The 26,737-nt window shown below is 65.6% G+C and carries 28 protein-coding genes and 2 pseudogenes; 23 read left to right on the top strand and 7 right to left on the bottom strand.

Annotation, left to right across the window (positions count from 1 at the left end; all coding sequences use genetic code 11):
* Window positions 1-10: 10 nt before the first annotated feature.
* From BM162_RS19105 to BM162_RS19075, 7 genes are all read left to right on the top strand, one after another.
* Window positions 11-1,180 (top strand): CaiB/BaiF CoA transferase family protein, encoded by a 1,170-nt coding sequence (locus BM162_RS19105; RefSeq protein ID WP_093425163.1) that lies wholly within the window; start codon window positions 11-13, stop codon window positions 1,178-1,180.
* Window positions 1,177-1,953, top strand: coding sequence for an enoyl-CoA hydratase-related protein (locus BM162_RS19100; protein WP_093425162.1), 777 nt, complete (start codon window positions 1,177-1,179; stop codon window positions 1,951-1,953). Before BM162_RS19105 ends, BM162_RS19100 begins: the two co-directional genes overlap by 4 nt.
* A gap of 11 nt (window positions 1,954-1,964) precedes the next feature.
* The gene (locus tag BM162_RS19095; protein WP_093425161.1) at window positions 1,965-2,312 is read left to right on the top strand and encodes a ferredoxin family protein; all 348 of its coding nucleotides are present in this window, start codon (window positions 1,965-1,967) and stop codon (window positions 2,310-2,312) included.
* A gap of 10 nt (window positions 2,313-2,322) precedes the next feature.
* Window positions 2,323-3,201, top strand: a complete 879-nt coding sequence (locus BM162_RS19090; RefSeq protein ID WP_093425159.1) for a dihydrodipicolinate synthase family protein — start codon at window positions 2,323-2,325, stop codon at window positions 3,199-3,201.
* A gap of 21 nt (window positions 3,202-3,222) precedes the next feature.
* Complete coding sequence (locus BM162_RS19085) at window positions 3,223-4,671, top strand: aldehyde dehydrogenase family protein (protein WP_093425158.1); 1,449 nt, start codon at window positions 3,223-3,225, stop codon at window positions 4,669-4,671.
* Window positions 4,672-4,675: 4 nt separating this feature from the next.
* A complete protein-coding gene (locus BM162_RS19080) occupies window positions 4,676-5,137 on the top strand; it encodes a deoxycytidylate deaminase (protein WP_093425156.1) in 462 nt (153 codons plus the stop codon).
* Between the two features lie 330 nt (window positions 5,138-5,467).
* Window positions 5,468-5,806, top strand: coding sequence for a helix-turn-helix domain-containing protein (locus tag BM162_RS19075; RefSeq protein ID WP_093425155.1), 339 nt, complete (start codon window positions 5,468-5,470; stop codon window positions 5,804-5,806).
* A gap of 226 nt (window positions 5,807-6,032) precedes the next feature.
* Here the strand turns inward: BM162_RS19075 and BM162_RS19070 are convergent, their stop codons facing one another.
* Window positions 6,033-6,227: a hypothetical protein gene (locus BM162_RS19070; RefSeq protein ID WP_093425154.1), complete on the bottom strand. Its 195-nt coding sequence runs from the start codon at window positions 6,225-6,227 to the stop codon at window positions 6,033-6,035.
* A 556-nt stretch (window positions 6,228-6,783) separates the two neighbouring features.
* Between BM162_RS19070 and BM162_RS22515 the strand changes: the two genes are divergently transcribed.
* Together BM162_RS22515 and BM162_RS19065 are read left to right on the top strand one after the other, a co-directional pair.
* The gene (locus tag BM162_RS22515; protein ID WP_143096232.1) at window positions 6,784-7,062 is read left to right on the top strand and encodes a hypothetical protein; all 279 of its coding nucleotides are present in this window, start codon (window positions 6,784-6,786) and stop codon (window positions 7,060-7,062) included.
* 33 nt (window positions 7,063-7,095) lie between these two features.
* The gene (locus tag BM162_RS19065; RefSeq protein WP_143096231.1) at window positions 7,096-7,506 is read left to right on the top strand and encodes a hypothetical protein; all 411 of its coding nucleotides are present in this window, start codon (window positions 7,096-7,098) and stop codon (window positions 7,504-7,506) included.
* A gap of 26 nt (window positions 7,507-7,532) precedes the next feature.
* Here the strand turns inward: BM162_RS19065 and BM162_RS19060 are convergent, their stop codons facing one another.
* Genes BM162_RS19060 through BM162_RS19045 form a run of 4 tightly spaced genes read right to left on the bottom strand, consistent with a single transcriptional unit; the run spans window position 7,533 to window position 10,308 of the window.
* Window positions 7,533-8,198: a hypothetical protein gene (locus tag BM162_RS19060; RefSeq protein ID WP_093425152.1), complete on the bottom strand. Its 666-nt coding sequence runs from the start codon at window positions 8,196-8,198 to the stop codon at window positions 7,533-7,535.
* Window positions 8,185-9,180: a hypothetical protein gene (locus BM162_RS22970; protein ID WP_177215265.1), complete on the bottom strand. Its 996-nt coding sequence runs from the start codon at window positions 9,178-9,180 to the stop codon at window positions 8,185-8,187. Before BM162_RS22970 ends, BM162_RS19060 begins: the two co-directional genes overlap by 14 nt.
* Before the next feature lie 25 nt (window positions 9,181-9,205).
* Window positions 9,206-10,009: a uracil-DNA glycosylase family protein gene (locus BM162_RS19050; protein WP_093425151.1), complete on the bottom strand. Its 804-nt coding sequence runs from the start codon at window positions 10,007-10,009 to the stop codon at window positions 9,206-9,208.
* Between the two features lie 11 nt (window positions 10,010-10,020).
* On the bottom strand, window positions 10,021-10,308 hold the full coding sequence (locus tag BM162_RS19045; RefSeq protein ID WP_093425150.1) for a hypothetical protein: 288 nt from the start codon (window positions 10,306-10,308) through the stop codon (window positions 10,021-10,023).
* Between the two features lie 247 nt (window positions 10,309-10,555).
* Between BM162_RS19045 and BM162_RS19040 the strand changes: the two genes are divergently transcribed.
* From BM162_RS19040 to BM162_RS19025, 4 genes are all read left to right on the top strand, one after another.
* Window positions 10,556-10,840 (top strand): hypothetical protein, encoded by a 285-nt coding sequence (locus BM162_RS19040; RefSeq protein ID WP_093425148.1) that lies wholly within the window; start codon window positions 10,556-10,558, stop codon window positions 10,838-10,840.
* A 782-nt stretch (window positions 10,841-11,622) separates the two neighbouring features.
* Entirely contained in the window at window positions 11,623-12,312 is a 690-nt protein-coding gene (locus BM162_RS19035) for a DUF6946 family protein (protein ID WP_093425147.1), read from the top strand.
* Between the two features lie 133 nt (window positions 12,313-12,445).
* Window positions 12,446-13,075 (top strand): hypothetical protein, encoded by a 630-nt coding sequence (locus BM162_RS19030; RefSeq protein ID WP_093425145.1) that lies wholly within the window; start codon window positions 12,446-12,448, stop codon window positions 13,073-13,075.
* Entirely contained in the window at window positions 13,072-14,076 is a 1,005-nt protein-coding gene (locus tag BM162_RS19025; RefSeq protein ID WP_093425144.1) for a hypothetical protein, read from the top strand. Before BM162_RS19030 ends, BM162_RS19025 begins: the two co-directional genes overlap by 4 nt.
* 506 nt (window positions 14,077-14,582) lie before the next feature.
* On the opposite strand, the gene BM162_RS19020 is transcribed toward BM162_RS19025, so the two are convergent.
* Window positions 14,583-15,428 (bottom strand): phospholipase D family protein, encoded by an 846-nt coding sequence (locus BM162_RS19020; protein WP_143096230.1) that lies wholly within the window; start codon window positions 15,426-15,428, stop codon window positions 14,583-14,585.
* 121 nt (window positions 15,429-15,549) lie between these two features.
* On the opposite strand from BM162_RS19020, the gene BM162_RS19015 reads away from it, so the two are divergent.
* The 10 genes and pseudogenes from BM162_RS19015 to BM162_RS18975 all read left to right on the top strand — a co-directional run bounded on the left by BM162_RS19015 (window position 15,550) and on the right by BM162_RS18975 (window position 25,570).
* Complete coding sequence (locus BM162_RS19015) at window positions 15,550-15,879, top strand: hypothetical protein (protein ID WP_093425141.1); 330 nt, start codon at window positions 15,550-15,552, stop codon at window positions 15,877-15,879.
* Window positions 15,880-16,202: 323 nt separating this feature from the next.
* Window positions 16,203-16,361, top strand: a pseudogene (locus BM162_RS22510) (IS256 family transposase); the annotation flags it as partial.
* A gap of 122 nt (window positions 16,362-16,483) precedes the next feature.
* Window positions 16,484-17,020: a hypothetical protein gene (locus BM162_RS22505; RefSeq protein WP_177215262.1), complete on the top strand. Its 537-nt coding sequence runs from the start codon at window positions 16,484-16,486 to the stop codon at window positions 17,018-17,020.
* 387 nt (window positions 17,021-17,407) lie between these two features.
* Window positions 17,408-18,016, top strand: a complete 609-nt coding sequence (locus tag BM162_RS19005; RefSeq protein ID WP_143096228.1) for a hypothetical protein — start codon at window positions 17,408-17,410, stop codon at window positions 18,014-18,016.
* A gap of 181 nt (window positions 18,017-18,197) precedes the next feature.
* Window positions 18,198-18,569, top strand: a complete 372-nt coding sequence (locus BM162_RS19000) for a hypothetical protein (RefSeq protein WP_093425136.1) — start codon at window positions 18,198-18,200, stop codon at window positions 18,567-18,569.
* Between the two features lie 189 nt (window positions 18,570-18,758).
* Window positions 18,759-19,094 carry a hypothetical protein gene (locus BM162_RS18995; protein WP_093425135.1) on the top strand — a complete coding sequence of 112 codons (336 nt, stop codon included), beginning with the start codon at window positions 18,759-18,761 and terminating at the stop codon, window positions 19,092-19,094.
* Window positions 19,095-19,292: 198 nt separating this feature from the next.
* The gene (locus tag BM162_RS18990; RefSeq protein WP_177215263.1) at window positions 19,293-20,996 is read left to right on the top strand and encodes a DUF3987 domain-containing protein; all 1,704 of its coding nucleotides are present in this window, start codon (window positions 19,293-19,295) and stop codon (window positions 20,994-20,996) included.
* Window positions 20,997-21,205: 209 nt separating this feature from the next.
* Window positions 21,206-21,439, top strand: coding sequence for a helix-turn-helix domain-containing protein (locus BM162_RS18985; RefSeq protein ID WP_093425132.1), 234 nt, complete (start codon window positions 21,206-21,208; stop codon window positions 21,437-21,439).
* Window positions 21,440-21,676: 237 nt separating this feature from the next.
* The gene (locus tag BM162_RS18980; RefSeq protein ID WP_093425130.1) at window positions 21,677-23,926 is read left to right on the top strand and encodes a site-specific integrase; all 2,250 of its coding nucleotides are present in this window, start codon (window positions 21,677-21,679) and stop codon (window positions 23,924-23,926) included.
* A 9-nt stretch (window positions 23,927-23,935) separates the two neighbouring features.
* Window positions 23,936-25,570: a site-specific integrase gene (locus tag BM162_RS18975; RefSeq protein WP_093425129.1), complete on the top strand. Its 1,635-nt coding sequence runs from the start codon at window positions 23,936-23,938 to the stop codon at window positions 25,568-25,570.
* Here BM162_RS18975 and BM162_RS18970 read toward each other — a convergent pair.
* Window positions 25,557-26,737, bottom strand: a pseudogene (locus tag BM162_RS18970) (IS3 family transposase); the annotation flags it as partial. The gene BM162_RS18975 and the pseudogene BM162_RS18970 overlap by 14 nt on opposite strands.

The following is a 26,737-nucleotide window of genomic DNA, read 5'->3' as shown; positions in this document are numbered from 1 at the left end:
GGAGGAACAGATGAACACGCAACACCTGCCGCTCGAGGGCGTCCGCGTCCTCGACTTCACCCAAGTCATGATGGGTCCCTGCGCCACGCAGATGCTGGCCGACTTCGGAGCCGACGTGATCAAGGTCGAGCGCCCCGGCGCGGGCGACCTGTCGCGCAACTTCTTCGGCGAGCCCAGCGAGGAGGCGATGAACAACGCGGTCTTCGCCTCGCTCAATCGCAACAAGCGCTCGGTCGAGATCGACACCAAGTCTGAGACGGGGCGGCAGATGGTTTACGACCTCGTCGCGCAGTCGGACGTGGTGGTCGACAACTTTCGCGCGGGCGTGATGAAACGGCTCGGCTTCGACTACGACACGTTGAAAGAGATCAACCCGCGCATCATCTGCGCCTCCGGCACCGGTTTCGGCGAGGTCGGCCCTTATGCCCACAAGGGCGGGCAGGACGTGCTCGCCCAAGCGATGACGGGAGTGATGGAGAAGACGCAGGACCCGGCAATTCCGAAGTCGATCTATCCCACCACGCTCTGCGATTACACCGCCGGTATGCACCTGGTTCAGGGCATCCTCGCCGCGCTTCTCGGGCGCGAGAAGACCGGCCGGGGTCAGAAGGTCGGCGTGTCGCTCTACGACTCGATGATCGCCATGCAGATGCAGGAGGCCGCGCAGTGGTCGAAGCACCGCGAGGTACTGAACTGGGCCGCCATGCCACTGACCGGGGTGTTTGACACCACGGACGGCGCACTGGTTGTGGTGGGCGCATTCAAGGCGAACCCGCTGCGCGACATCTGCACTGCGCTGGAGATCGAGGATCTGTCGCCCGAGTATCCCACGCTCGCCGTGCAGCGTGCTAACAAGCCGTACTTGCAGGGACGCTTCCGCGACGCCTTCGCCACGAACACCACCGCCCACTGGATCGAACGGCTTGAGGAGCAGGATCTGCTCTGCGCGCCGGTGCGGTCGCTTGGCGAGGCGCTTGACGACCCGCAGACGGCGGCCAACCAGATGCTGCTGGATCTCGAACACCCGTTCTTGGGCAAGGTCACGCTCGTCAGCTCCCCGGTGCACCTGAGTGATGCTCCGGTGGTGGTCCGTCACATCCCGCCGAAGCTGGGGCAGCACACGGACGAAGTGATCCGCGAATTCCGCCTGCACGCGACCGAGCGGCGGGAGGCGGTATGAGCGTCCTTTTCGACGTCCGCGACCACGTCGCCCGCGTGACCATCGACCGGCCCGACCGCATGAACGCGGTCGACGCCGCGACCGAGGCCGAGCTCGACCGCATCTGGGACGAGATCGAGGTCCGCGACGACATCCGGTGCGTCGTGCTGACGGGGGCGGGCGACCGCGCCTTCAGCGCCGGGGCGGATATGAAGGCCAACACCGGGAAATCGGGACTTGAATACTGGGCCACCGGCAATCCCAATGGCTTCGGCGGCATCTCACTACGAACCAGCCTGTCAATCCCCGTCATCGCGCGGGTCAACGGGTTGGCGCTGGGTGGCGGGTTCGAAATGGTGCTGGGCGCCGACATCGTGATCGCCGCCGAGACCGCGAAGTTTGGCTTGCCTGAAGCCAAGGTAGGGCGCCTGCCGCTCGACGGCGGCATGGTGGCGCTGCAACGGCTGATCCCGCGCAACATCGCCGCCGGTCTGATGATGACCGGGCGCACGCTCTCGGCCACCGAGGCTGCGCATTACGGTCTGGTAAATGCGGTCGTTGCGCCCGAGGCACTGGACGAGGAGGTGGACGCCTGGGTCACCGACGTTCTCTCCTGCGCGCCGCTCTCGGTCGCCGCCATCAAGCAGACGGTGCGGCAAACCGCGCACCTCTCGCCGGTGGAGGCCCGTAATCTTCAGACGCCCGCACTGATGGCGGCGCTGGCGTCCGAGGATCAGGAAGAAGGGGTCCAGGCGTTCCGCGAGAAACGCACGCCCGTCTGGCGCGGAAGATAGACGGAGGAGACATGGCGCTCGTCATCCAGAGCCAGTGCATCGACGTGAAGGACGGTATCTGTACCACGTCCTGCCCGGTCGACTGCATCTACGAGGGGGAAAGGATGTTTTACATCCATCCGACCGAGTGCATCGAGTGCGGCATGTGCGAAAGCATCTGCCCGGTCGATGCGATCCGCTACGACGATGAGCTCGACGCCGACAACGCGATCTTCGCCGAGATCAACCGCGAGGTCTTCCTCGCAGCAGACGGCGAACTCGAGGAACCCGGCGGCTGGTACAAGACCGCGCCGCCGATCAAGGATCACCCGCGTCTCGCGCATTACGCCCGCCGCGTGCCCGAAACGCAGGACAGCTAAGGACATCGACATGAAAGGCATCATCGCCGCAGTGCCCACGCCCGTGGACGGGCAAGGTCAGCCGATCGAGGCGCTCTTCGTCGAGCATTGCCGTTGGGTGCTCGACAACGGGTGTGACGGGCTGAACGTGCTGGGCTCGACCGGAGAGGCGAACTCCTTCGACAGCGCGACGCGGAAGACGGTCATGGGCTGGGCCGCCCGCACGTTCGCGCCCGAGCGGCTGATGGTAGGGACCGGCACGCCGTCGCTGGCCGAGACCATCGCGCTGACCGAATATGCCGACGACCTCGGCTACCGCGTCGCGCTGGTCCTGCCGCCATACTACTATGCTCCGGTCTCCGATGCCGGGCTGGTCCGCTGGTACATTGCGCTGCATGAGGCGCTGGGTGACCGCGCGATCCAGATCTACTTCTACAACTACCCGCAAATGACCGGTCTGAAGATCCCGGTCGCGGTGATCGAGGAGTTGCACCGGGCTGCGCCCGAGCGGTTCCGAGGGATCAAGGACTCCTCGGGCGACCTCGACTATTGCCGTGAGATTGTCGTGGCGGCGCCGGACATGGCCGTATTCCCAAGCTCCGAGACCAGTCTTGGAGACGCCACCACGTCGGGCTTCGCAGGCTGCATCTCAGCCACCGTCAACCATTCGGCATCGATCTGCGCCGAGACGTGGCGCACAGGCGGAACGCCCGACCTGCACGCCCGTATCGCGGAGCTTCGAGCAGCCATTGGGCGGCAGCCGCTGATCCCGTCGGTGAAATACCTCGTCGCGCGGAGGACGGGGGAGAGGACGTGGGCGAACACCCTGCCGCCCTTCATCGACCTCGCGCCGCAGGAAAGACAAGCGCTCGATGCGCTGGACCGGACAGAGCCCGCGCTCGCGGGCTGAGACCAACAGGGGAACGACCACATGAGAGACACGCTCGACAGCTTCGAGAACCTGATCGGCGGCAAGTGGGTCGCGGCCGACGACCACCGCCCGAACGTGAACCCTTCCAACACGGAGGACGTGATCGGCCTCTACGCCTCGGCCGACGCGTCGGCCGTGGAGCGGGCGGTGGCAGCCGCGCAGGCCGCACGCGAGGAATGGGCTGCCAGCACGCCGCAGCGAAGGCACGATCTTCTCGACGCCGTGGGAAATGCGCTCGCAGCACGGAAAGAGGAGTTCGGTACTCTGCTCGCCCGCGAAGAGGGCAAGACCCTGGCAGAAGGCATCGGCGAGACGATGCGGGCGTCGCAGGTCTTCAAGTTCTTCGCCGGCGAGGCGCTACGCCAGGCGGGCGATCTTCAGTCGTCGGTTCGCCCGGACATCGACGTGGAGGTGGTGCGCGAGCCAGTGGGTATCGTCGGTTTGGTCACGCCGTGGAACTTCCCGATCGCCATTCCCGCCTGGAAGATCGCTCCCGCGCTGGCCTTCGGCAACTGCGTGATCCTGAAGCCGGCCGACCTGACCCCCGGCTGCGCCCACGTCATCGCCCGCCTGCTGGACGAGGCCGGCTGCCCGCCCGGCGTCTTCAACCTGGTGATGGGCCGCGGCTCGATCGTGGGCGAGGCCATGGTGAACCACCCCGAGATCGATGCGATCTCGTTCACCGGTTCCGTCGCCACCGGCAACCGGATTGCAGAGATCTGTGGCCGGATGAAGAAGAAGGTCCAGTTGGAGATGGGCGGCAAGAACCCGATGGTGGTGCTCGACGACGCCGATCTGTCGGTGGCCGTCCCGGCCTGCCTGAACGGCACGTTCTTTTCGACCGGGCAGCGTTGCACAGCATCGTCCCGCCTGATCGTCCAGAGCGGCATCCACGACGCTTTCGTCGAGGCTCTGACGCGCGAGATGCAGGCGCTGAAGGTGGGCGACGCCTTGGATCCGGCGACTCAGATCGGGCCGGTGGTGGACGAAAAACAGCTACGCTCGAACCTCGACTACGTGGAGATCGCAAAGTCGGAGGCGGCCGAGGTCATCGGCGGTGAACGGCTTGAGTTGGAGACGCCCGGCTTCTTTCAAGCGCCGGCGCTGTTTCTCGGTACCGACAACACCATGCGTATCAACCGCGAGGAAATCTTCGGACCCTGCGGGTCGGTGATCCGCGTGGGCGACTTCGAGGAGGCACTGGCGGTGGCCAACGATACCGACTTCGGCCTCTCGGCCGGCATTTGCACCGGCAGCCTCAAATATGCCCGCACCTTCCGCCGGAAAGCGCAGGCGGGGATGGTGATGGTGAACTTGCCGACAGCGGGCGTTGACTATCACGTGCCGTTCGGAGGGCGGAAGGGATCGTCCTACGGCCCGCGAGAGCAGGGGCGTTACGCGGCCGAATTCTACACCACCGTCAAGACGTCCTATGTCTTCGCGGGTTGAACCGATGAGCGGCCCCGAAGACAGATGGTCGGCGCGATTCCTCGGCCTCGCCGACCACATGGCAGGCTGGTCTGAGGACCGCGATTTCCACGTTGGCGCAGTGATCGTCGGCGCGGGCCACGAGGTCCGCGCCTCGGGCTACAACGGCCTTCCTCGCGGAGTCTCCGCAGACGACGACGCCCGCTTCGACCGCGCCAGCGGCGAAAAGTTCTTTTGGATCGAGCACGCCGAACGCAACGCAATCTACAATGCCGCCCGCGCCGGCGTTGCAGTGGAGGGCTGCACAATTTACGTTAACCGCTTCCCCTGCGCCGACTGCGCCCGAGCGATCATCCAGAGCGGCATCGCGAGAGTAGTTTGCCCGCCGCGTCCTGAGAGGGACGGTGCCCTCGACTACAGCTTCCTGGTATCGGAGCGGATGCTTCAGGAAGCGCAAGTTCCAATCGTCGAGGTCGAACAACCGTGACGCCCACATTTAGATCACAGCAGATCTGACGTCTAAACCTCCGGCGCGCGCGGCGGGCATCAATGCTGGCGATCTGGCCCCTCCCGCCCGGCCGGAGGCGTTTCCACCAACAGGTGCGATAATGGCTCCTTATCAGGAGTAAGGACCTGAGCGTCACATTATTCAGCACCACCCCCTGCCGTTCGGCGATAAGCACATCCGGCCGGTGGCGCGAAGGACTGGGGCATCGCCGTGGCGGCATCTATGTTTTCCGATATATATGCCTCTTGAGGCATACCGGCCTTGGCCGCGTTCCACGGTGGAGTTCTCCGCCCTACTGGAGGAAGGACAATGGCGCATGACTTTCCGGATTTCCGCGCGCGTCTGCGCATGGCGCGCCCAGACATTGGGCCCCGGGCCGAGAAGCAGGCAATGAAGCGGGACCTCGCCCTCGCGTTGCGCGCGCTGCGCAAGCGCCAAGGCCTGACTCAGAAAGACGTGGAGGCGCGCTCGGGGCTAACGCAGCCATTAATCTCTCGGATGGAATCGGCGACCGGATCCCTGCCGACCCTCGAAACTCTCATGAGGTACGCCGAGGCCTGTAATGGGCAAGTAACACTTTCGCTTCGCCCCTTGGTGGAGGGTGAGCTGGCGGATGCTGCGGAGGAGGAGGGTATCGTCCTTCGCTGATCACGCAGCAGAGAATGGCGCTTCGTCGGCGGCTCCGTCTAAAGTGCCGCGGGGCTATCTCGGACTCTGAGGAAGGAGGGCGTACACAGACGACCTCAATCCCGAACTTCTCCGCGTCCAGCCGACAGCACCTGGTGCCAGAACTTGTTCAAGTCAATGGTCAAGAGCACGCCGATGAAAGACAAGAAGACCAGAAGATAGCCCCAGAAACCCATTGCGGTATCCGCTATACGAAGGTTGACCCCTCCAAAGATAGCGACAGCGACGATCGCCAGTTCGCCGGTTCGCCATATTTCTTCGGACGGAAGTTGGCGAGCGCAATGACAACCAGAGTGAAGAGCATGGCCGGCGTCTTCAACAGCCCGCTTTGGCTCCCGAGGCCGATCTGAGCGAAAGCCGCGGTCAGGTAGAAAACCAGCATGAGCGCTACAGCGGTGGGCAGATCGAGCTTGTGCGCGTACAGGAGCGCCCCGCACGACAGGCCTCACGAGGAACACCGCGACAAGGCCCGAAACCAGGCCAGGCACGAAGCTGTGCCGCGTCGTGAAAATCCACAGTATCGGAGATTCGTAGGTCAGGCTCACGAGGACAGCCGCGCAGGCAAGCGAAGCTATGGCCGCGAGAGTGCGCGCCTTGGCTGGAACCTTGCGCAACTGTCCGATCATGCCACTGCCCCTCTGCCACTTTTTCCTGGTATCTGCGCCGATCCGAGCCAGGCGCATAGAGCTCCGGTTTTCTGGTGCCATGCGTAATCTCCCGATGGCCCGGCAGATGGCTCATCTTCCGGCTGAGCAGCGACGGTCATGAACATCCTCTTGATCGTCGCTGCGCCGCCCCCATGAGGACAAGAGATGCATACGCTGAGGCTGGCTCACCTGTCGCATGTGCGGCCGTTCGGCCACTGATGGGCGCACCGTCGCTTCAGTCCGGCGGCGCCCGAAGACATGGCACTTGTGGCGAGATCGCAAAGGCAACGGATGCAGAAAAATCTGCACGCGAATCCGGAGAACCTGCACATGGCGCAGAATTTTTCGCACATCGCGCCGAAGAAACTGCACATAGCGCAGAATTATCTGCACAAAGGAGCTGGTAAAGTGCTGAACTTCAATGAAAATTCTTGCCCTGAAATAATTAGAAATCCCCTGAAAGTAAAGAAAGGCCGGCGGGGCCGGCCCTTTGGAGAATTCAGGGGCGGGACCATATCCACGGCGGGCCGCAAAAATAGGCGGCACGGCTACGGGAAGACTCCTCCATGAGAAGTCCCAGGGCGCAAGGTCGCCCCGCGGCCATTGCTGAAGGAGATCGAGATGTGTCGGCCAAGTCGAAGAGCGAAGTTCTGCACCTGCGCCCCTGAAGAGGACATCGGCTATCTCCGGTGGGAGCTCTGGCGGTCGGCTGGCGCCGAGACGGATTCCTTGGCGGTCGTCGGTTCGATCGTTCCGCCCAGCCTCGACCATGTTCTGCTCGTCGAACGACACGAGGAGGACCTCAACCACTCCGATACCTTTGATGCGGATCTCCATGTCCGGGAAGGCAACAACCTCATCCTGGAGTTCGACTCGGAGCGGACCTACGCCTTCGAATTCAGGGACGGTATCTGGCGGGAGCGAGTCTGGGGCGCGCCCAGACTCGAGGCTATGGCGGACCGTTCCGGGGTGCGCGGCACGATCCGGCGGGAGACGGGAAACGACCGGACATGACGCAGGTCCTCCGGAGCAGGTTCGGATCAGGCGGTCTCGCCCGCCGCCAAGCCGAAGGCGCGGGCCAGCGCCGGCTCCGACTGGGGACGGCCGAACAACCGGAAACGCGACAGATGCGGCAACTGCACGATCCTCTGATCCTCGGCGCCGCGGAAGCAGCGGATTGCGATGTTCCCCCAGCCGGCCGGGAGGGTCTCTTCAAGCCGGGCGTCCAAGAGGTCGGTCACGAGCTTCGCGGCTTGGTCGGAGCAGACGACGAGCGGACCCTGTCGTCCCGGAGATGCGAGCGCTTCGCGCCAGAAGGCCCGGCCGAGCTCCAGCGCGGCCCGTCTCTGGTCCGGCGAGAGGGCGGACCAGCCGTCGCTGCGAAACGGTGCGACGACGCCAGTGAGGACCTGCGCGGGGGCGACATCAAGGAGGGCGCACATGCGCAGGAACTGGTCGGTGAGAGGAGAACGCGTCGTCGCTTGCTCGACTTCGTAAGAGTTGCCCCGCTCGTCCGAGACGACCCGGAGCTCCGCCTCGCGCGGCGGCCGTCCCGGGTTCAGCGAGAGAAACGTCATGTGGCTCCCCTGGAGGGCCGCCCAGGGACAGTAGAGCAGCTTGTAGCCCTGCCGGAAGCCTCCGGCGCGCTCGACCTCGCGGAGGCGCGCCTCCCATGCATCGCGGTCCAGCCGTTCAGACGTCTTCATCGTCGCCCTCCTCCGCCAGCTTCCTGAGTTCCATCTCCGACCGGGCGCGGCTGTCCAGCTCCTCCCAGTTCATCCGCGCCCATGTCGTGCCACGCACGATGCCCCAGCCGCCCCGTCCGGGACTCGGGCGCCGCCAGGCCGGGATCGGCATCTCCTGCAGTTCCCTAAGAGCATCCTCGAATGTCGACACCTGGAACTCGCGGCCCTTCTCCCCGACGGTGAAGCCATTGCGCCGCTCGAGCCCCGGATGGAAGATCGAGCCGTCCCGCGCCTGGGGTACGAACAACGGGTGCACGTAGGACAGCGTGAGGACCTTGCCGTTGTGCACCGGGCGCGCACTGCGCCAGATCGAGGGGAAGAAGCTGTCGCGCCCCTCCAGCCAGGACTTGGCCTCGTGCGCCGGGATCAGCCCGTTCTCGCGGTGGAAGGTCGCGTTCTTGCCCGCCAGCATGTTGCGCATCCGGGACATCTTCACGCCGCCGAACACGGCCAATGCCTCGGGCTCGACCGGGCGGTCATGATCGAGCGCCCAACGGTTTCGAGCGAGCAGCACCGTCGTCTCGAGCTGCGGCGACCGTGTCTCGCCGAGCCAGGCCTCCAGGGGGCAGAGTGCCAGGAACTCCTCTGCCCGCTCGACCCTCTCCCGGAGCCGCGCCGCGATCTGGTCCTCCGTCTCATGCTCGCGCGCCGTCAGGTCGATGCCGTAATGGGCATAGGCGCTCAGGTCATGAAGCATCTGTCCGAGCGGCCAGACCGCGTAGGCGCCGTGCTCTTCGGCCTCGAGAGCCTCGCGCCAGTCGGCGCCCTCGGTGAGGGCGAGGCCGCCGATGACGAACTTCATTCCCTGATCCACGGCTTCCGGGCCGGTGATCCGGGCGAGAAACTCTCCGGCCGATCGCACCAAATCGACCAGCGTCACAGCCGGATCGTTCTCATAGTCGAAGCCTGCAGTGAACTCGGCAATGCGCTCTTCGAAATCCATGTCTCGCGGTGTCCGACGCTCCATTTCAGGCTCCCAGCTTGCTGATCTTCGAAACGAGGTCTGATCGCGCGGCGTCGAGCCGGGTGGCGTTGGTCTTCGCAGACAGCAGCTCCGCCGGCTTTCGCCCCAGGAAATACGCGATCCGTTCGCCGCTGGCCCCGCTCGGGTGCGGGAGCCCGGTAAGGATGCGGTCTTCGGAAACCCCGAGCCTCGGCGCGAGCCACGCCAGGGCCTCTCCGACCTTCGGCCCGAGCGGCACGAAAAGCGCATCGCGGAGGTCCAGCATCTCGGCGCCGAACCAGGTCTCGAGCTCCTGCCGAAGCTGCGGCACCTGGAGCATGGAGGGGGCCCCGGAATAGTTCTTGTTGTCGACAAAGACGGGATATCGGAGGGCCGATGTGAAGTGGACGAGGTCGGAGGCCTCTTCCCAAAGCGCCGCCGTGGTCTCGAGCCCGAGGAGACGAGCCACACCGATGTCGTCGAGCATGGCGACCAGGTTGGCGCGCATGGGGCCCGAGAAGCTGGCATGGACCTTGGCCGCCGCAAGGGCACGAGAGGGGTCCGCACCAGCCCGGAGTTGTCGGTGGCATTCGAGCAGGGCATTTGCCATCTGCTGTCGGCCGGGCGTGATCCCGACGATCACCACCCGCGCCTCCCGGTTCACATGGTCGAACGGGGCATAAGCGACATCGAGCCGCTTCCCGCGATGCAGGCCGGAGGCCATGCGAAGCCGATCCGGGGCTTCGATCTCGCTCCGGAGGTCTGCCTCCGAGAGCGCCTCGATCAGGGGGAGAAACCGGTCGGCGGGAGAAGGAAGAGTTTTGTCCATGGGATCCTCGGTCAGTGAAACAGGGGGCGGCTGGCGAAGGCGACGGTAACCACCTTGCCCTCGGCCGCGACGACGTAGGCGCTGCGGTAGCGGTCGATGTTGCCCGGGATCCTTGCGCCGAGGTCCCGGCGAAGGTCCCGCAGGCTCGCCTTGGAGAGAGCGAATTTCTGCGCGCCCTGCCCCGCATGGCGGCTCTCCCCGTATTCGAGGATCAGACCGATCACCGGCTGGGGCACCGCACGCTGCGCCGCCCGGTGACGCGCATGCTGCGTGAGCTGAAGCGGAGTCTGCTGAACCATGGCGACGCGTCCTCAATGGTGAAATCAATATTCACCACAGACGCTACAGCATTGCCGAGAGCGCGTCAATACTCGTGACACCAAAAATCACACAAGACGCTTATCGGGGCCTTTCGCTGACGCACAATCCGCCAACATGGGATTCAAACCGGCTTTCCCGCACCTCCACGGTCCGCTACGGCGCGGTGCGGCCGCGAACCGGGGAACCGCCCTGGCTTCGAGCCTGGCTTAACCGAGGAGATTTCGCATGAACCCAGAGATGACCCGCTTCTTCGCCCTGCTCGGCCGTGCGCCCCAATCCGTTCAACGATGTTTTGATCGCGAGAAATGCTGGATGGACGGCGTCGCCCTCGAACATATTGTCGGGCATGGCTCGTCGGGAGAACGCAGCATGGCGCGTTTCTTCCGGGATGTCTGGAAAGGGCAGTCGCACGACCAGGAGCCTTTCCTGCTGATCGACGCCCATGGACCGCTCGATCGCGATTATCGGGAAATCATTGCTGCATGGATCCTTGATCCATGTTGGCCGTGACAAGCCGGCGCGGGGGCGACTTCGGTTGCCGCTCGCTCGCCGGGCGATGGCGGAGCCCCGAATGAAGGGGTGAGGGAGCGGGCCTCGGGGACGGTCCCTCCTCGGGGCGTCGAGGAGGCCTGCGGCGGGCCCTGGCTCCTGGAGAGCGAACGCCGAGAACCCAGCATCGGGAGGAGATCAGCAGGGGCGCTCTCTCGCCCGCTGTCCGGGCCGGTCGTCTCTGCGAGACCGTCCAGACAGCGGGGCCGAGAGCGAGCCCGGGGACGGTCGACCAGGAAGACGGGCCATGACGGGCCGTCAGATCATCCCAGGAGGCGTCACATGCCTGTTTCCACCTCTCTCCAACCCGGCTGGTCTCTTGCGCCGGACCTCGTCGCGACACGGGACTTCCTCGCCGAGCATGCGAGGCGCTCCTGAATGCCGCAGGGCGTCTTGGCGGCACCAGAGGCGCCGCTACGGCACTCTCTCTCATAGAAGAGGCGCGCCGCGTGCGCATGCAGACCCGGGTCATGGACCGGGCGCTCGTCGCGCTGTACCGGCTCCTGGCCCTCGACAGCGTCGGTGACCCGAATGCGCTCGAGCCCGTCTCTTCCGGAAACGCACCATAACGCCCGCTGGAGGTCCCGATGGTGGGATCGAATCCAGGGCCTCGGGCGCGAATCCGAGTGCGGCGAGGGGCCGACCACGTCGCGTGACCGCGTTGCTTCGATTCCGCCTGTGCCAGAGCGGCGTCATATCATCTTGGGATTGCATCGCGCGCACCTCCGGTAGATCGTCGGAGCATGTCGAAGATCCTTGTTCCCTCCCGCGGTCTGTCGGATTGGCGCCGCCTGTTGGCTGACCCCCAGAAGCACTGGCGCGCCGGCTTCTCAGCAATGGCAGCCGCGCGCTCATGGGAAGCCGCCGACGGCCTGCCGTCAGAGATCGCCAAGATCCTCGGCGCCCAGGCCGACCTGATCTTCGCCATTCCCGAACACAAGGTGCCGCTGCCGGGCGGGCGACGTGAGAGCCAATGCGACGTCTTCGCCTTGGTGCGCGTGGCGGAGCGCACCGTCGCCCTCGCTGTCGAGGCTAAGGTTGCCGAGCCCTTCGACAGGACCATCGGGGCGTGGCTCGCGGACGGTTCCGCAGGAAAACAGCGGCGCCTCGCGGCGATCTGCGAGATTTTAGGCTGCCCGGAGCCCCCCCCGGACCTGCGCTACCAACTCTTTCATCGCACCGCCGCGGCCGTCGTCGAAGCCAGGCGGATGAACGCAAGCGCGGCCGCCATGATCGTTCATTCGTTTTCTGGGGAACATCGGTGGTTTGAGGATTTCGCGGCATTCTGCGGTTTCCTCGGCCTCAAGGCCGTACGGTCGGTGCCACTGATGCACAACCTGCCGGACGGGCGCGAACTCATCCTGGGCTGGGCGACGGGAAACCAACGGTATCTCGCCGAAGGCACCTCGGATGGTCCGGAGGCGGCTCCGTGATCTCGCCAGAAAGCTCTTGCCGATACGCCTTCAGGACCGCATCGCTTTGCTTGGCTCCGCATGGCCTTGACCAAATATCGGCCCACGGCGATCGAGGAAGATCCGACGCTGCGCTCGGAAATGATCCAACCTCATGATGGGCAAGAAGCTGCTTCACGATGCCGACCTGATCGACTGGTGGGAAGAGGAACGCTGGTCAGGGAAGGAAGCCTGTGAAAGCGCGCGATCCGAATTGTGGGGTTATTCGGAAGAGGCGGTGGCAGAAATCGCCTACGATCATCTTTTCCGAGAGGACTCACATGAGCGGAACATCTTGGAGAAAGCCATCAGCTTCAAGATCCAATCGGTTGAAGCAAGGCTCACACAGCGCATTGCTCTCGAAGTCGAAACCGGACCTGCTTCCCCCGGGGTGTCCCTGACGGATTACGATGGCTGGTCGGTGTGGGACATTGGCGGTCTCGTACTTGGCGGCAGTTCTGCCGGTGCGACGGTCGCGGTCGGCAGCAGAGTGGCGCCTGCGATGCTGGGCGCCATCGGCATAAGCACGCTGGTCGCTCCCGTCGCCATCGCGGCCGGCGGTCTCGCTCTGGCCGTCTCGGCCTACACAGTTTCGGGCAACAAGCGCCGCTCCTACGGGGAAGCGCTGAAGGCAGGCATCGAGCAGGCGCTTCTGTCTCAAGCAAGTCCTGGGGCATCGGTGCTGTCCCGGCATTTCGCCCGGCTCGATCTCCTACTGCAACAACGCCGGAGAGAACCTCTGTGAGCTACATCTTTGCAATACCTCCCCAGTACCAGGCGCTGTTCGAAGCCGGCAAGCTGATCCGCCGGGGAGCTCTATTGATCAACGCCGAGGGCGGCGGGATCGTGGCTCATCTGCAGGAGACTTCTGCTCTGGCCAAGATCGCCGGCAGCCTTGTCAATCCGCTGGCGATGGTCTCCCAGGTCGGCGGGCTGGCGACCGGCGCAATCAGCGTGGTGCAGAACGAGCAGATCAAGCACCGCATCGAGACGATGCAGCAGATGCTGGGCATGATGCAGGGCTTGCAGGTTGCCACGCTCGCGACGTCGCTCGTCGGACTCGGGGTCTCCGCGGCCGGCACCGCGCTGGTGTGCCAGCGGATCGAGACGTTGAGACGCGAGCTTCAGCATCTGGGGGAAGACGTGGTCGCCTTCCGCGACGAATGGCGCATGACCGATCTGCAGAACCTGCTGGACCGCGCCATGACGCGCGTAGAGAGGATCGGGACCGCCCGGTCTCGGGCCAATGCGCGAGCCGTATTGGAGGAAGCGGACCCGGTGCTCCACGAGACGTTCAACGCGATGATGAGCCGGGGCAAGATCCTTATGGCGGCGGACGCTATCTCCGTCGATGCGCTCCGCATCGTCCTCGATGGGTTGTCGATTTCCGGCAGCGCCAGAACACGGGCCCTCTTCCTCTTGGATGAGCCGGAAGAGGCGCGGACAAGCGCGGAAGCGCAGACGATGGCCATGACACAACTCACGCTTGCGATGCCGGCGGATCGACTGGCGACGAAAATCGCCGATGTGTCGGTGCCGAAGGACGCTGCTTTGCAGATCGCGTCCATCATTTCAGAGACGCGCCACCGTACGGCCAGCATCCCGAGTCTCATCGACCATCTTGCTGTCCGCGACATACAGCCGAGCGCGTATCTCGCGGCGGCCGAGGAGGAGGCGGAAGCCCCCCTGATGTTCTTTCCGGTCTCGGAACCCCGAACTCCGTCGGCCTCGGCAGGAGGAGCGTAAAACGGGGTGCAAAAGGGTCTGGTGGGGAGAAGTTGAACAGGAGACCCGAAAATGAGCCGGGTTACGATGTAGGAGGCGCGGGTTTCCGCGAGCCATACTTCGAGGCCGGTGCCCACAGCCAATGCCTGGTGTTGCCTCCAAGAGATCTGGCCACGCCGAAGCTGCCGCCCGGCGAAGCGGCCGAAGTTCAGCCGCCCCTTGTGATCCATCACGAAGGGTAGCGGGACCGGCTCGCCGTTTCCCGCGCCGTCGGTACCTCCGATCCAGCCCGCGCTCATGCCGAAGGCGGCAGGATGCCCTTCTGCGCCCAGGTAGAGATGGAAGAGCAGGCTCCGCCGTTCTCCCACCGTCGTTTTCGCCTCGATCCGGTGTAGTCGAACGCGAGCCCGCGTCATTTTATGCGCCCGGGCCACCGGTCTTCTCCACGAGCTCGAGGAGGATGTCCCAGTCCTCATGCGCGAAGACGTCGGCTTGGGCCTTCCGGTAGAGCGCCTTCCGCTCGAGGATCATCCGTTCCTCGACATCGCTCTCCCCTCTGCCACCGCATCCTCGGGGCAGACGGGGCGAAGCAGCGCCTCAAGGATTTCGAGGGCCTCTGCATTCCAGTCGGCGCTCGCGCTCCATATCTGCTCAGCGACTGACTTTCTGACCTTCGCGGCCTCCCGCGCCGCGGCGTCATCGGCGTCGCCGCCGAAGGCGTCGGCGAACTCGATGTTCCGGTAGAGCCCCGCGCGCGAGAAGTTGGCACTCCCGGAGATGCCGCCGTGCTCGCTCACGACGATCTTCGCGTGCAGCCGGCGGTCGTCTTTTACCCCCATGACTTCGCGGGCGCGGGTGGGGTCAAAAATGCGTAGGTCGATCCTGCCCGCGCGGATCGCGTCGGCCGCCAAGATCGCTTTCAGATCGGCAGCATCCTCGACGGCCAGCCCGTTCTGCGACAAGAAATAATCTCTGGCCGCCTCGGCCACAGGCTTGCCTCGCCCCGAAAAACCACGCGCATTCCCCGTATCGACGCCGAAGGCGATCCGCACATGGGCATCATCACGGGCGGAGATGTCTCGGATCTCGTGCAGGATGATCGACAAAGACGAGAAGAAGTCCTGGTAACCCGTCACGATCAGGCACTTGCCGCTGGCAAGGTGCGGCCGAACGATCTCGATGACCGGGCGCGCTGCGTTCGTCGCGGATGCGTAGGTCTCCCGGCCTACCGCCTCCACGCTCTCCATCGCTGTCGAGTGCGAACCGACGATACGACGTGCGCGCGGCTTCAGCCAATCCGGAACCCAGACCATTCCCTCACCCCAATCTTCATCCGGAGCATTGAAGAAATTCAACCGCAAGGGAAGGTGCAAGGACCGGGCTCCTGATCCCCGGCCAGCAACCTCGCGCGGATTTTGCCGGGATTTTTTCTTCCGGGCTTCCGGAAGCAGCCAATCTTCTCTGCACATCCCACTGCACCGAAAGGACCACAACTTGCAGAACATACAATGGAAACAAGCGACTGCTGTTGGCACCCGCATAGTGCCCGCCGAACGGGTGGTTGATGGGATACTGGTGAACCCACAAAATCCACCTGCGTCCGCAGATCACGCCGACCGTGACATCGAGGAGCTGCTGATCTGGTGGCGGCTTCCCTACATCGTAACACGCAACGATGAATACCATGTACGCGTTCTCAACGAAGGCGCGCACGACCGGACCCATTTTCTCGGCAGGTATGACACGGTTGAAGCGGCAGCCGCCGCCGCCAAGCGCTTTCATGACGAGGCTTATGTTGTCGCCGTGCCGGGTAGGAACGGGTGACCGCGGCGCTGGAGAAGTCGTCTGGGCGAAGACTCCGCAGGTTCCGGGAAGCAAAGTAGGCTCCGGCGGCCGCGAACAAACTAATCCGAACATCGCACACTACCGCCCGAACCGGCCTGTTCCGCCTGCTCGTTCGCGGAATGAAGACCTCATGCCATGTCGGAAATGGCCGTCATCGGATAGTGCCCCAGGGTTTGGTGTAAGAGGCCGCGCGCGGAGCCCCCGGCGTAGCGCAGCGCGCGGCCGGGCGTGACGCTGGCGGCCATCGCCGATCTTCGAGATGGTTCGGGTTGCGAGACTCGAAACCAAAGACGGAGATGACGATGACCGACGACAGAATGGCGCTGCTTGATCTGGTTGAAAAGCAGGCTGATGGAGACCTCGTGCGCGAGATGCTGGCGTTCGCGGCCGAGCGGATCATGGAAACAGAGATCGAGACGAGAACAGGCGCGGCCAAGGGCCGGAGCTCCGAAGGCCGCCAGCCGCCCGGATCGGATCGTCGATTCAAACAGGCAGCCGCGCGCTTCTTTCACTGCCGTGCGAACCCATCCTCCCTCCATCGGCGTGATGCGCCGGACACCCGCTTCCATAGGAGGATTTCACTTTGCGAGTTCACGAATCTACCGTCACATCCGCCGACCACCGCCTCGACGCGATCGCCGCTATATCGGGCGTCGATCCGGCCATGATCCAATTTCTGAGAGAAGCGGCGACCTCGCGCTGTGGATCGCCGCTTCCGAGCGGGATGCGTCGCGGTTCAATGCGCTACTGTTTTCAGAATTCGGGCGACGCCGCGTGGCGCCATGGCCTCTTGTATTGCGAAGGCATCGCGCGTCACCCGGACGTGCCGATGGAAGTTCATCACGCATGGTGCATGGATCCGAAGACAGGCCGTGTGGTGGACCCGACGTGGAAGAAGCCCGAGGACTGCACGTACCTCGGCATTGCGGTTACTCTTTCAACGCTCGCCGCATGCCAACTGGACTGTGGTCACTACGCCTTGCTCGATCACGGCCGCGGTTTTGAGACCGACATCGCTCGCCGGCTCCTCGAAGGTCAGACCCAAGCCGAAGCGTACGTTGCCAACGTTCGTGCTTCCGCTCGCCTGAAGAACCTTAGGCGAAGCCGAGGACGCCGCTGAATCGCCTCCGGCCGCGCCGCGGGCCGCCGGAGGCGCTCAAGTAATGAGGCGAGGCATCAGCCTCACGGCCCGGTACAAAGAGCGTGGGGCTGGCGCTTCAATATCCTGCCCTACGAAACCCGCGGAAGGCTGCTCAGAACCCATCCGAGCTGGGTCCTGGAGCCGATGCGGTAGACCAGCCCCGCCGGGACCGTAGCCGCCTTTAACGGGCGCGGCACCTGGACCGGACTTCTCGACCTCATCGCCGCTAACCCAGACCGCGCCGACCAGCAAAAAAAGGAGGAGGAAGCTGCCGCTGTCGCGCCGCCTCGCCCCCGGGTGGTGCCGGTGGCACCCGGGGGCGAGGCGGCGCGACAGACGCCAGACTTCGGGAGCCATCGCCAAAAGATGGAGTTCTCGACGATGACTGACACTGCAATCACCGCCATCTCCCTGCCCTCCTGGGCACGGTCCGCCCGTCCGGGCATGATCGTCCGCTTCGCGTTTCCGTATACCGAAAGACGGCGCTGCAAAGTGCGGCCATGCCTCCTTGTTCATGTTGATGCTGCGAGCGGAGAAGCCGTCGTGGCATATGGCACCAGTCGCCTCTGGGGCCCTGAGCCTTCCCAGCATGCTGTGCGCCTCGACAGACAAGAGGAATGGGAGGCGGCAGGCCTCAACGAGCCGACCCGGTTCCAGTGCGACCGCCGGATCCGCGTCTCCCTCGCCGATCGCCGGTTCCGCTCGGGACCCGATGGTAAGCCGCCCCTGATGGGAGAGCTCCCCTCCTTTCTCGTTCGGCGCGCGTGCCAGATCTATGCGTCGCTCCCGGCGGTCCCGCTCTCGGAGGAAGCCGAAGGCATTCATCCCGGCCCCCAGACGGTGAAGCGGCAAAGCCGCTTGTTCGCTCGCCCCGGCCGGCGCGACAAGACGAGCAAGACGACGCGCTCTGCGTCCGGCAACGCACGGCTCGGCCAATCGGGCGGATCGAAAAAGACGCTGACAATCGTCCCCTGAGCAGCACGCGTCGCTCGCCGGCCCTCCTGGTGAGGCCGACGATCGGCCCCCGCCGCTCCAGAGCCTTCCCCACCAAAACACCAAGACAGGCCGGGCCCTCCCGCGTCTGCCGCATGCATCCGGCAGCGGTGCATGCGCTTGACCGCCCGATCCCCGGGCGGCGCTGCCGAAAGGAGGCTACATGCCCTACCATCTTTCCCGCCGGTCCGCATTCGCCGAGCTGGTGACATTTCTCTGGTCAAACGAGCAGAGCGTGCAGAACGCTGCTTTGTTGCTCGGCGGATCCCAAGCTCTATGGCGCATCCAGCGCCTGCTCCGCGACCTGGCTTCGTCGCCGCGTCTCACCCGGCGGCTCGCCCGAGAGCTTCACGTCTATCACGAGCTGCTCGCGTTGCGGCTCGTCGGGGACCCGGACCGACTGGAGACCGTGCTCTGCGACGAGCTCGATCCCGACGACCCGATCGTCGAGGATCTCTGTCTCCTCGCCGACCAAGTGGGAGATCATCTCGCTCGAGCCGAAGCAGAAGCCGACGTTTTTCTCGTCGCCGCCTGAGGCTTCGGGGCAGGTCCCTGGGACGCCCCTGCCCGACGGGACCTCACACATCCACACAACAACGGCCGACGGGGCAGTCTCCGTCGGCGTACTCGTCTCGGCCGTCAGAGTCTCCAGACGGCCGGACTTTGAGCGCCAAGTTGCAAAGTACTGGTGATCGCCAGTCGCTTGCGCGCCGGAGACTGCCACATGCAGCACATGCAGAAACCCACCACCATCGACACCGTCATCGAGCCAGACGTGTCGAGCGTCGTCGCCCCGAGCCCGGCCGAAAAACGCGCCGCGGCTTTCCTCGCCCAACACGGCGACGCCTTGGTGCGTCTCCTCTCGGCAATCGCCGGGCCCGAGGGGCGGGCCGCCGCGGCACACCTGCGGAAACAGCCCTCGCGGCTGCGGTTCCAAGAGGCCGCGGAGTTGCTCGCGGCAGCACCCGTCGCTGCCCGCCCCGGGGACGAACCCGATCTCGACGCAGCAACGCGCTTTTTCGGGGCACGGCTGAGCGACCTCGCCGCCGAGCTGGCATGACGATAAAGCCGGCCGCTCAACGCGGCCGGCTTCTCCGTGTTCGGCTTCGACGCGGTGACGCACGTTTGCATTCAGCCGATAGCCCCGTGACCATGCCCGGACGCGGGGCACGCCCGAGGCTTCATGCGGCGAGGGACCTGTCGGCGGCATGTCGGCTCCCGATTATGTATTTTTATCACTTTTTCTCAATGACTTGTATTGAAACCGTCGGCGCTTTTGGGCGCCTTGTCTGGACGGTTTGATCCCGCCTCTCGGTTTTTTTCAACGACCCAACCTTCTCTCCATCGAAATCGAGAGGAGCCCGAGATGGCGAAGAAGAACATCACCCGACCGGCGACCGCAGAGACGGCGCTGCTTTCCGACATCCGCGTGGGCCGGGGCCGCGACAAACGGCGCCTGTCGGACGAAGAATGGAACGCGCTCGTCCGCATGCTCGCCATTAAGACTGACCCGGAGAGCTTCGATGTCCGGTCGCTCGCGCCGGAAGGCAGCTATCTTGCGCGTCTCTTGCGGCACTTCGACGAAACCGACATTTCCTACGCTATTCCGTTGATGAAGCTGGTGATGGTGGCGGCCTCCTGGCTCACCCAGCGCGGCGCGACCCTCGAGGTGCCCGGGCTTGGAGACATCGTGCCGACGCACTGGATCATCGGCCTTGCGGAATCAGGGGAGGCGAAGACGCTCGCCTCCGACGAGGTCATGCGGATCCTGTCGCTCGACGGCGAGTGTCCCGTCTCTCAGCTCGCCGCGCCCGGCAGCGACGCACAGTGGATCGACGATCTGGCGGAAAACAACGGCAGCTACTGGTTTCAGGACGAGGTCGGCAAGTTCTTCAACAAAGTGCTGACGAGCGCGAATTTCCTGCGGATCAAGCCCTGGATGCTCGACGCCTATTCCCACAAGCCGATCAGCAACCGGTTGAAGGGAGAGACCCAGAAGCGCGTCATCGAGCGCCCGATGTTCACCTTTTTCGGGCTGACCGTCTCCAGCACATGGAAGATGGATATCGATCTCTCAAGCATGCTCGACGGGTTCTGCCAGCGCATGACCTACTTCATCGCGCCCCCGCGCACCGACACGGACATGTTCGACCACTACCTGTACTTCACCGGCCCGAAGACCGAGGAGCGCCGTGCCGATCTTCACGAGCTCTGGCAGGCGCTCTGCTGCCAGGAGGGCGCGGCGGGATCCTACACACTGAACCCGGATGTCCTGCCGTATCTGGAGGAGTGGTGGCGGAGCCTCCGCGCGACCTGGGGCGACACGTCCTTGCCGAAATCCTTCATCCGCCGGACCGGCTTCTCGCTCATGAGATATTTGCCGGTGCTGCACTTTCTTCTCGGCAAAGCACGGCACCCGATCGACCTGGAGACGGCAGAGCTCGCGACCCGCTTTGCCGAGTATCACCTCCAGAGCACGCTCGCCCTCTTTCAGGACTACCACCAGAACGGAACGGGGCAGGTGCAGAAGGTTTTCACGCTACGCAACCAGCTCCAGGCTGAGGGTAAACCGGCCACCGTGCGCAACATCAACCGTAAGCTGAGCACTGGGCAGCGCGCCAACCTGCCGGCAGCACTGATCCGGGAAATCGTGGCAATTCTTAACAAGATCGAGGAGGTGCCGGACCTCATCTCGGCGGACATGAAGCGGCCGCAGAAGAGCGGGGCACTGGTCGCACGGCTGGAAGAGATCCGTGCGCGTCTGAAGAAGACCGAGCGCAAGCGGAACGAGCGCCGCCTGCGGAACCTGCGCAAAGCCTATCTTCAGGACCGCGATTGTTTCGAGAATGCCATGGCCGAGTCCCGCGATGGCCCCGTCGAAGATCGCGAGGAGGATGTCGTCCTGATCGAGGAGGACGCGCGGAACGTGGTCGAGCTGTCGACGCGCCGTTCGGGAACGTAGCAAGCGTTTCGCCCTCGCATCCTTCCGTCCCCTGCCCTACCCCGCGATGCCGGCGCTCCACCTGCGAGCGCCGGCAAGCGATCCCGTGCGTGCGAGGCGCATGCCCTGTCCCAGGCGGGGTCGAACCGCATGCTGACGCGGTTTCACGCATTTCCTTGGGAGCCCGCTCGCGGGACCCATCTCCCCGTCGCCACACAACGGAGAGAGACATGCTGCTGCCCCCCGACGACATCCTGACGACCGCGGAAGCCGCCGTGGAACTGCGGTGCAGCCCGCGGCAGGTGCAGCGCCTGCTCAAGGCGGGCCTGCTCGACGGCACGTTCCGCAACGGCCGCTGGCAGACCACCGCCCTGGCGATCTGGCGCTACAAGGGGATCGAGGCCGATATGACCCGGCTCTGGCTCGATCATTGGCGGGAGGCGTCGGCCGATGACCTTTCGTGAAATGTCCAGATATCAATGCCTTGCCGCATCGGGGGAGAATGGCCGGTCTCCATTGGGTGGGAATGCAGGCGCCCCGTTTCTCCCCCGTGTCGCGCCTCGTCTCCCCGGGTCCGCCGGGGGCGCGAGGGGACGCGGCGCGGCCGCCCCTGTCGCGTCTGCCGCCTCCTCCGAGGCCTGCGTCTGAGGCGCACGCAGGCCTCGGAGGAGGCGGGCAGCCCCCCCAACAAGGAGACGGACATGTTCGATGACACAACGCAATGCTGCACGGGAGACACGGCCGACCTGGTCCGGCTCCTGAGGCTTTCGCCGATGCCGGCGCAGACGCGCACCCACACGATCGCATCGGTGCGCGATCTCCGGAGCGCGATGGACGTAGACGGGGAAGTGCGGGTCCCGGACCTCGCGCAGGTCCTCGCGGATCCGGAGGCGCTCGGCGACCGGCTTGGCGAGCGGAAGAGCCAGATCCTCTCCGATGTCCGCCGGGCCCTGCGTCACTGGGACAACGCGCCCCGGCGTCGGCTGGCGCTGCGCCTGGGCATCCGTCTCCCGGATCTCGACGACGCCAAGGAGGCGGCCCGGGCCCTGTTTCCCGGCGACAAGGCGAAACGCGCCTGCGACGCGATCGACGCCTTCGCTTCCTATCAGGGGACGTCGCCCGGCCGGATCACGGCCACCGCAGTCGCGGTGGAGACGGCCCTGCGCGCGGCTGCGCCCGAGGATCTCGGGGTCGCTGCGGTCAAGAGCCTGGAGAACAAGCGGGCCCTGATCCGGGCGGCGGTGAAGCTCGTCGATCCGGTGGCCGTCTCCGGGCGCGAAGCCGATCTCGGCCCCCTCCGGCGGGACTGGCGCGAGACGGTGGATCTCTTGGTCTGGATGACGCCGCACCATGCCAAGGCCGAGCGCGCGGTCCACAGACGCCTGGCGGTCTGCGCCGACCGGGCGGGTCACGGGCCGGGCGAGGTGACGGGAGACTTCTTCGAGGAGTTCGGCGAGCGGGAGCTCCTGACCCATGCGACGAGCCATGGCGAGAAGCTCCGCGGGGCAGCGCGGCTCTGGAACTCGGCCCGGGACGCGGGCCTTCTCGTCGCTGAGGCCTGGCCGGTCGAGCTCGACAGACGGCGCCTGCCGGATGTCGCCTGGGGCCAGGTGCCCGCCGGCATTCGCGCGCCCTTTGACGCCATGATCGCCGGGGCTGCCTCGCCGCAGGCCGACCTGTCCTGGTCGGATGCCATTCCCGGCGAGGACGAGGAGGACGAGCTGGGACTGGCCGCGCTCACGGCCGAGGATGTCCCCTCCGAAACGATCCTGTTCCGGGAGAAGGGCACGCTGCGCAACTGGCAGGATGCCGTCAAGCGGACCTGGCACGCGTCGCTCCACGACGGTCGCGTGACCCGGAAGCCCGAGACGCTCGCCGAGCTGTTCCGCAAGGACTGCCTCCTGGCCGTGGTGCGGGCGATCCGTAACGCCCGGCGGGCGCGCTGCGAAGCCCAGGCCGAGACTTGGGAGGAGAACGTCAGGGGCAGGTACGAGTGCTCCCTCGTCCAGGCGCTGGTTGCGGTCGGGCGGGCCCACGAGCTCGAGGATTCTGCTCTCCAGCCGGCGGTCGACCTGACCTACAAGCTCGACCCGAGCATCGTCGGCACCAAGCGGCTGCCCGACGGCACCGTGAAACACGTCTACGAAGCACGGCGGATCGGCCCGCGCCACGCGCGGATGCTGCGGCAGTTCAACGAGGCCTCCGCCCTCGGGCGGTGGTTCGAGGTGCCGGAGACCCTCTGGGCCAAGGCGTGCAAGCCGCTGCGTCTCGGAAGGAGCCCGCAGCCCCGGCACATCGCCCTCGCCCGCTCTGCTATCCTCGCCCGGCTCTCGCAGCGGGTGGCACCTCTCCGGCGAGAGAACCTCGCCCGTCTCCGGATCGGGGGAGAGACGCCGCACATCCGCCTGCCCGTGGGCCGCGGCCATGGCTGGCTGATCCTTCCGGCGCGCGAGCTCAAGAACCTGCGGTCGATCACGGTGCGGATCGATCCGGAAACCGTCGAGATGCTGCGCTCCTGGCGCAAGCATTTCCGGCCCGTCGCGCTCGCCCGGGCCGGCAGCGACGCGGACAACCCGCATCTCTGGCCCGGTGCCGAGACAGTTCGCCCCGAGCTGGGCAAGACCGGCCGCTACGCGGACGGCCATGGCTACATCACGCTGAACGCGATGAGCCGGGCGTTCGGGCACCACATGCGCCGCTGGGCGCGGCTCGACATGGATCTCCATGTCATGCGGCACATCGCGGGCAAGGTGATCCTCGACCAAGATCCGAGCGCGATGGCCCTCGTCCAGGAGATCCTGGGCCACAAGAAGATCGAGACGACGCAGGCCTATTACGCCGAAGTCAACGGCCTCGTGGCGCAGCGTCGCTACCTCGAGCTGCTCGATCAGGCGACCCGCCGGGCGCTCGGAACGCTCACGTTCACGTTCGACGATCCCAAGGAAGAATAGGAGATCCCCATGGGACAACATCGCCTGTCCCTGCCTCCGGCCGATTGGCCGGAGGAGCTCAAGACGCGGTTCGAGGCCGCGATTTCCGACAAGTCGACGCACCAGCGCAGGCGGCTCAGCCAAGCGTTTGGGCGCTGGCTCAAGCTGGCGGCCGACGAGGGCATCGCTCCAGCGGAAATCGATCCCGATCTCGTCGAGAGGCGGATTGGCACACTCCGCAAGGAGCAGCAGACCGCCCTCCGTCAGATCCTGAGGTTGGTCTGGCCCGGCTGCGATCCTGGCCCGCGGCGCGTCCGTGTTCCCCAGCCGACGGAGCTCGAGAAGCTCGCGCGCGAGATCGACCGGAATTGGCATCGCCTGCCGCCCGACTGGCAGGCCGCCGCCGCTCCGGGTCTGCGGATCGATCCTGACGGTCTCTCCAGCGGCATCCTGATCGAGACCTGGGCGGCCTCGAGGCTCAAGAGCGCCCTGCAGCGCACCTGGGCCTTCTTCGATTTCTGCCGGGAGAGCGGGCTGCCTCTCCGCCTCGACCGCGACACGGTCCGTCGGCGCCTGGATCAACGGCAGGACCTCTGGCGACGTGACCAGATCAGCATGTCGACAGCCCTCATCGAGCTCCAGTCCCTCCAGGCGCTAACAAGGAGCGTTTTTCCCGAGAAGAACTGGTCCTGGATGTCCCCGGCGATCCGCAGGCTGAAGACGCGTGTCGCGCTCGAACCCACCCGCAACGCGTCCCGGGTGGTCGAGCTCACCGAGCTCAAGGCGCTGGCGGATCAGGCCGCGGTCTCGGCGCGAGACCTGCGCGAACGCTCCAGGGGCCAACGCGACCGCGACAAGGCGCTGAAGCGGGCCCATGCGGCGCTCGCGATCGCTCTGCTGGTAAACTCGCCCGTGCGGGTGGGCAGTCTCGCCACCCTGGACCTGCTCCGGAACTTCGATCCCAGGTTCACGACGTTCTTCCTCGAGGCGTACGAGACGAAGGATCGGCAGCGGGATGTCCGCGCCATTCCCCCTGCCCTGCGACGGCAGTTGCGCGCCTATCTCGACCTGCATCGGGCCGCCGTCGCACCGGATGGCGAGCATCGCCTGTTCGTCGGCTGCCGCGGCAAGCCGCTTGCGAAGGAGTATCTATCGCAGGCGATCGGCGACCTCACGAAAACGCATCTGAAGTCGCGGGTGACCCCGCACGTGATCCGCAATGTCGTCGCAGGCTTCATCGTCTCGGAGGCGCCGGACGAGGCGCGACTGGCCTCGCTCGTCCTGCAACATCGCGACGAGCGCGTCACTGCGACCTACAGCCGGGGCGCCACCCAGATCGCCGCGGGGCGCAAGCTGGGCCAGGCGACGGAGCGTGCGCGGGAGACGGTCGTGAAAGACGCCCCTGCCCGGCCGACGCGTCACCGCCGTGCAGGAAAAGCCCGGGAGGTCCGGAAGGCGATGCCCGCGCAGGGAACGGTGCGACGCCGGAGAAGTCCCGGCGGGAGCGCACAGCCACCGGTGTTCGTCAATGGAGTTGTCGCCCGTACTTATTTCAGGCTGCTCGTTCGGCGGGGCCGGTCATGGAGCCGCCGCCGCCAGCTTTGTTGGAGAGCGCGTCGGCGGCTCCATGACCTCCGCTTCGGACCTCCAGCCGTTCCGGGTTGAGCCAGACGGAGCCAATGGGGTTCCAGTTTCGCGTCTTGCCTGACCATCGTTCGGGGCGGGCAGCGCGGGCGCATTGATAAACCTGGTGGCGCGCAGCGAGGAGCGACTGGTCGTCGCCGCGGTGGCGCTGGTCGGGCGTCACGAAGCGGAGCGCGCTGTGGCGGTGCTCGAGGTTGTACCAGCGCACGAAGCCCTGAACCCAGAGCCGAGCCTCGTCAACTTTCGCGAAGCCTCGGGTCGGCCAGCCTGGCATGTACTTGCAGGTCCGGAAGAGCGCTTCCGAGAAGGGGTTGTCGTTCGACACGCGTGGGCGGCTGAACGACGCGATCACGCCGAGCCGCTCCATCGTGGTCTTCATGGTCGCGCCTTTCATCGGACTGCCGTTGTCCGCGTGCAGAACCAGGGGGCTCGTGAGGCACTTCTCGCCCCAAACCGCGCGTTCGAGCACCCGGGCGGCGAGGTCTGCCGTCTCGCGCTCGTAGACCTCCCAGCCGACGATCTTGCGGCTCCAGATGTCGACGATGAGATAGAGGTAGAAGAACGCTCCCGCGATCGGCCCGGGCAGCCAGGTGATGTCCCATGACCAGACTTCGCACGGCGCCTTTGCTTCGAAGCTGGTAGGCGGCTTGCGCCGGCTTGCCGGCCGGGCGCGTCCGCGCCGGTGGTTCTGGCCGCGCTCCCGCAAGACCCTGTAGAAGCTGGATTCCGACGCGATCCAGGTGCCGCGGTCGGCCAGCCGGGGAACGATCTGGCTGGGCGGCGAACTGGCGAACTCCGGCGTGGAGCAGGTCGCGACGATGAGGTCGCGCTCCTCCTCGCTCAGCCGGTTGGCAGGCGCGGGGCGTACAGCCAAAGGGCGGCGGTCCTCGCGGATCCCGCCCTCGCCATCCCTCCAGCGTTGCAGTGTGCGGGCACTGAGACCGAGTTCGGCGCAGGCGGCGGACTGGCGGGCGCCTGCCGCCACGGCCTCGTCGATGAGGACAACGATGTCTCGGCGATCCGAAGCAGACGTCATTCGTCCTCGTCCTCGCGGCCCCAGATCGCCTCGGCCTTTTTTCTGAGGATCATCAGCGCCGCCGCCTCCGCGAGCGCCTTCTCCTTGCGCGCCAGTTCCCGTTCCAGCGCCTTGATCCGCTTCTTGTCGTCCTTCGTCTCACGCGCGGCCCG

Origin of the sequence: Tranquillimonas alkanivorans, assembly GCF_900115595.1 — a bacterium.
Classification (GTDB): domain Bacteria; phylum Pseudomonadota; class Alphaproteobacteria; order Rhodobacterales; family Rhodobacteraceae; genus Tranquillimonas; species Tranquillimonas alkanivorans.
This window is presented reverse-complemented; position numbering and strand designations above follow the sequence as displayed.

Excerpts from the sequence above, each read along its gene's own strand:
- BM162_RS19105 (WP_093425163.1), top strand. The coding sequence starts at position 11 with ATGAACACGCAACACCTGCCGCTCGAGGGCGTCCGCGTCCTCGACTTC.
- BM162_RS19100 (WP_093425162.1), top strand. The coding sequence starts at position 1,177 with ATGAGCGTCCTTTTCGACGTCCGCGACCACGTCGCCCGCGTGACCATC.
- BM162_RS19095 (WP_093425161.1), top strand. The coding sequence starts at position 1,965 with ATGGCGCTCGTCATCCAGAGCCAGTGCATCGACGTGAAGGACGGTATC.
- BM162_RS19090 (WP_093425159.1), top strand. The coding sequence starts at position 2,323 with ATGAAAGGCATCATCGCCGCAGTGCCCACGCCCGTGGACGGGCAAGGT.
- BM162_RS19085 (WP_093425158.1), top strand. The coding sequence starts at position 3,223 with ATGAGAGACACGCTCGACAGCTTCGAGAACCTGATCGGCGGCAAGTGG.
- BM162_RS19080 (WP_093425156.1), top strand. The coding sequence starts at position 4,676 with ATGAGCGGCCCCGAAGACAGATGGTCGGCGCGATTCCTCGGCCTCGCC.
- BM162_RS19075 (WP_093425155.1), top strand. The coding sequence starts at position 5,468 with ATGGCGCATGACTTTCCGGATTTCCGCGCGCGTCTGCGCATGGCGCGC.
- BM162_RS19070 (WP_093425154.1), bottom strand. The coding sequence starts at position 6,227 with ATGCTGGTTTTCTACCTGACCGCGGCTTTCGCTCAGATCGGCCTCGGG.
- BM162_RS22515 (WP_143096232.1), top strand. The coding sequence starts at position 6,784 with ATGCAGAAAAATCTGCACGCGAATCCGGAGAACCTGCACATGGCGCAG.
- BM162_RS19060 (WP_093425152.1), bottom strand. The coding sequence starts at position 8,198 with ATGAAGACGTCTGAACGGCTGGACCGCGATGCATGGGAGGCGCGCCTC.
- BM162_RS22970 (WP_177215265.1), bottom strand. The coding sequence starts at position 9,180 with ATGGATTTCGAAGAGCGCATTGCCGAGTTCACTGCAGGCTTCGACTAT.
- BM162_RS19050 (WP_093425151.1), bottom strand. The coding sequence starts at position 10,009 with ATGGACAAAACTCTTCCTTCTCCCGCCGACCGGTTTCTCCCCCTGATC.
- BM162_RS19045 (WP_093425150.1), bottom strand. The coding sequence starts at position 10,308 with ATGGTTCAGCAGACTCCGCTTCAGCTCACGCAGCATGCGCGTCACCGG.
- BM162_RS19040 (WP_093425148.1), top strand. The coding sequence starts at position 10,556 with ATGAACCCAGAGATGACCCGCTTCTTCGCCCTGCTCGGCCGTGCGCCC.
- BM162_RS19035 (WP_093425147.1), top strand. The coding sequence starts at position 11,623 with ATGTCGAAGATCCTTGTTCCCTCCCGCGGTCTGTCGGATTGGCGCCGC.
- BM162_RS19030 (WP_093425145.1), top strand. The coding sequence starts at position 12,446 with ATGATGGGCAAGAAGCTGCTTCACGATGCCGACCTGATCGACTGGTGG.
- BM162_RS19005 (WP_143096228.1), top strand. The coding sequence starts at position 17,408 with ATGGAGTTCTCGACGATGACTGACACTGCAATCACCGCCATCTCCCTG.
- BM162_RS19000 (WP_093425136.1), top strand. The coding sequence starts at position 18,198 with ATGCCCTACCATCTTTCCCGCCGGTCCGCATTCGCCGAGCTGGTGACA.
- BM162_RS18995 (WP_093425135.1), top strand. The coding sequence starts at position 18,759 with ATGCAGCACATGCAGAAACCCACCACCATCGACACCGTCATCGAGCCA.
- BM162_RS18985 (WP_093425132.1), top strand. The coding sequence starts at position 21,206 with ATGCTGCTGCCCCCCGACGACATCCTGACGACCGCGGAAGCCGCCGTG.
- BM162_RS18980 (WP_093425130.1), top strand. The coding sequence starts at position 21,677 with ATGTTCGATGACACAACGCAATGCTGCACGGGAGACACGGCCGACCTG.
- BM162_RS18975 (WP_093425129.1), top strand. The coding sequence starts at position 23,936 with ATGGGACAACATCGCCTGTCCCTGCCTCCGGCCGATTGGCCGGAGGAG.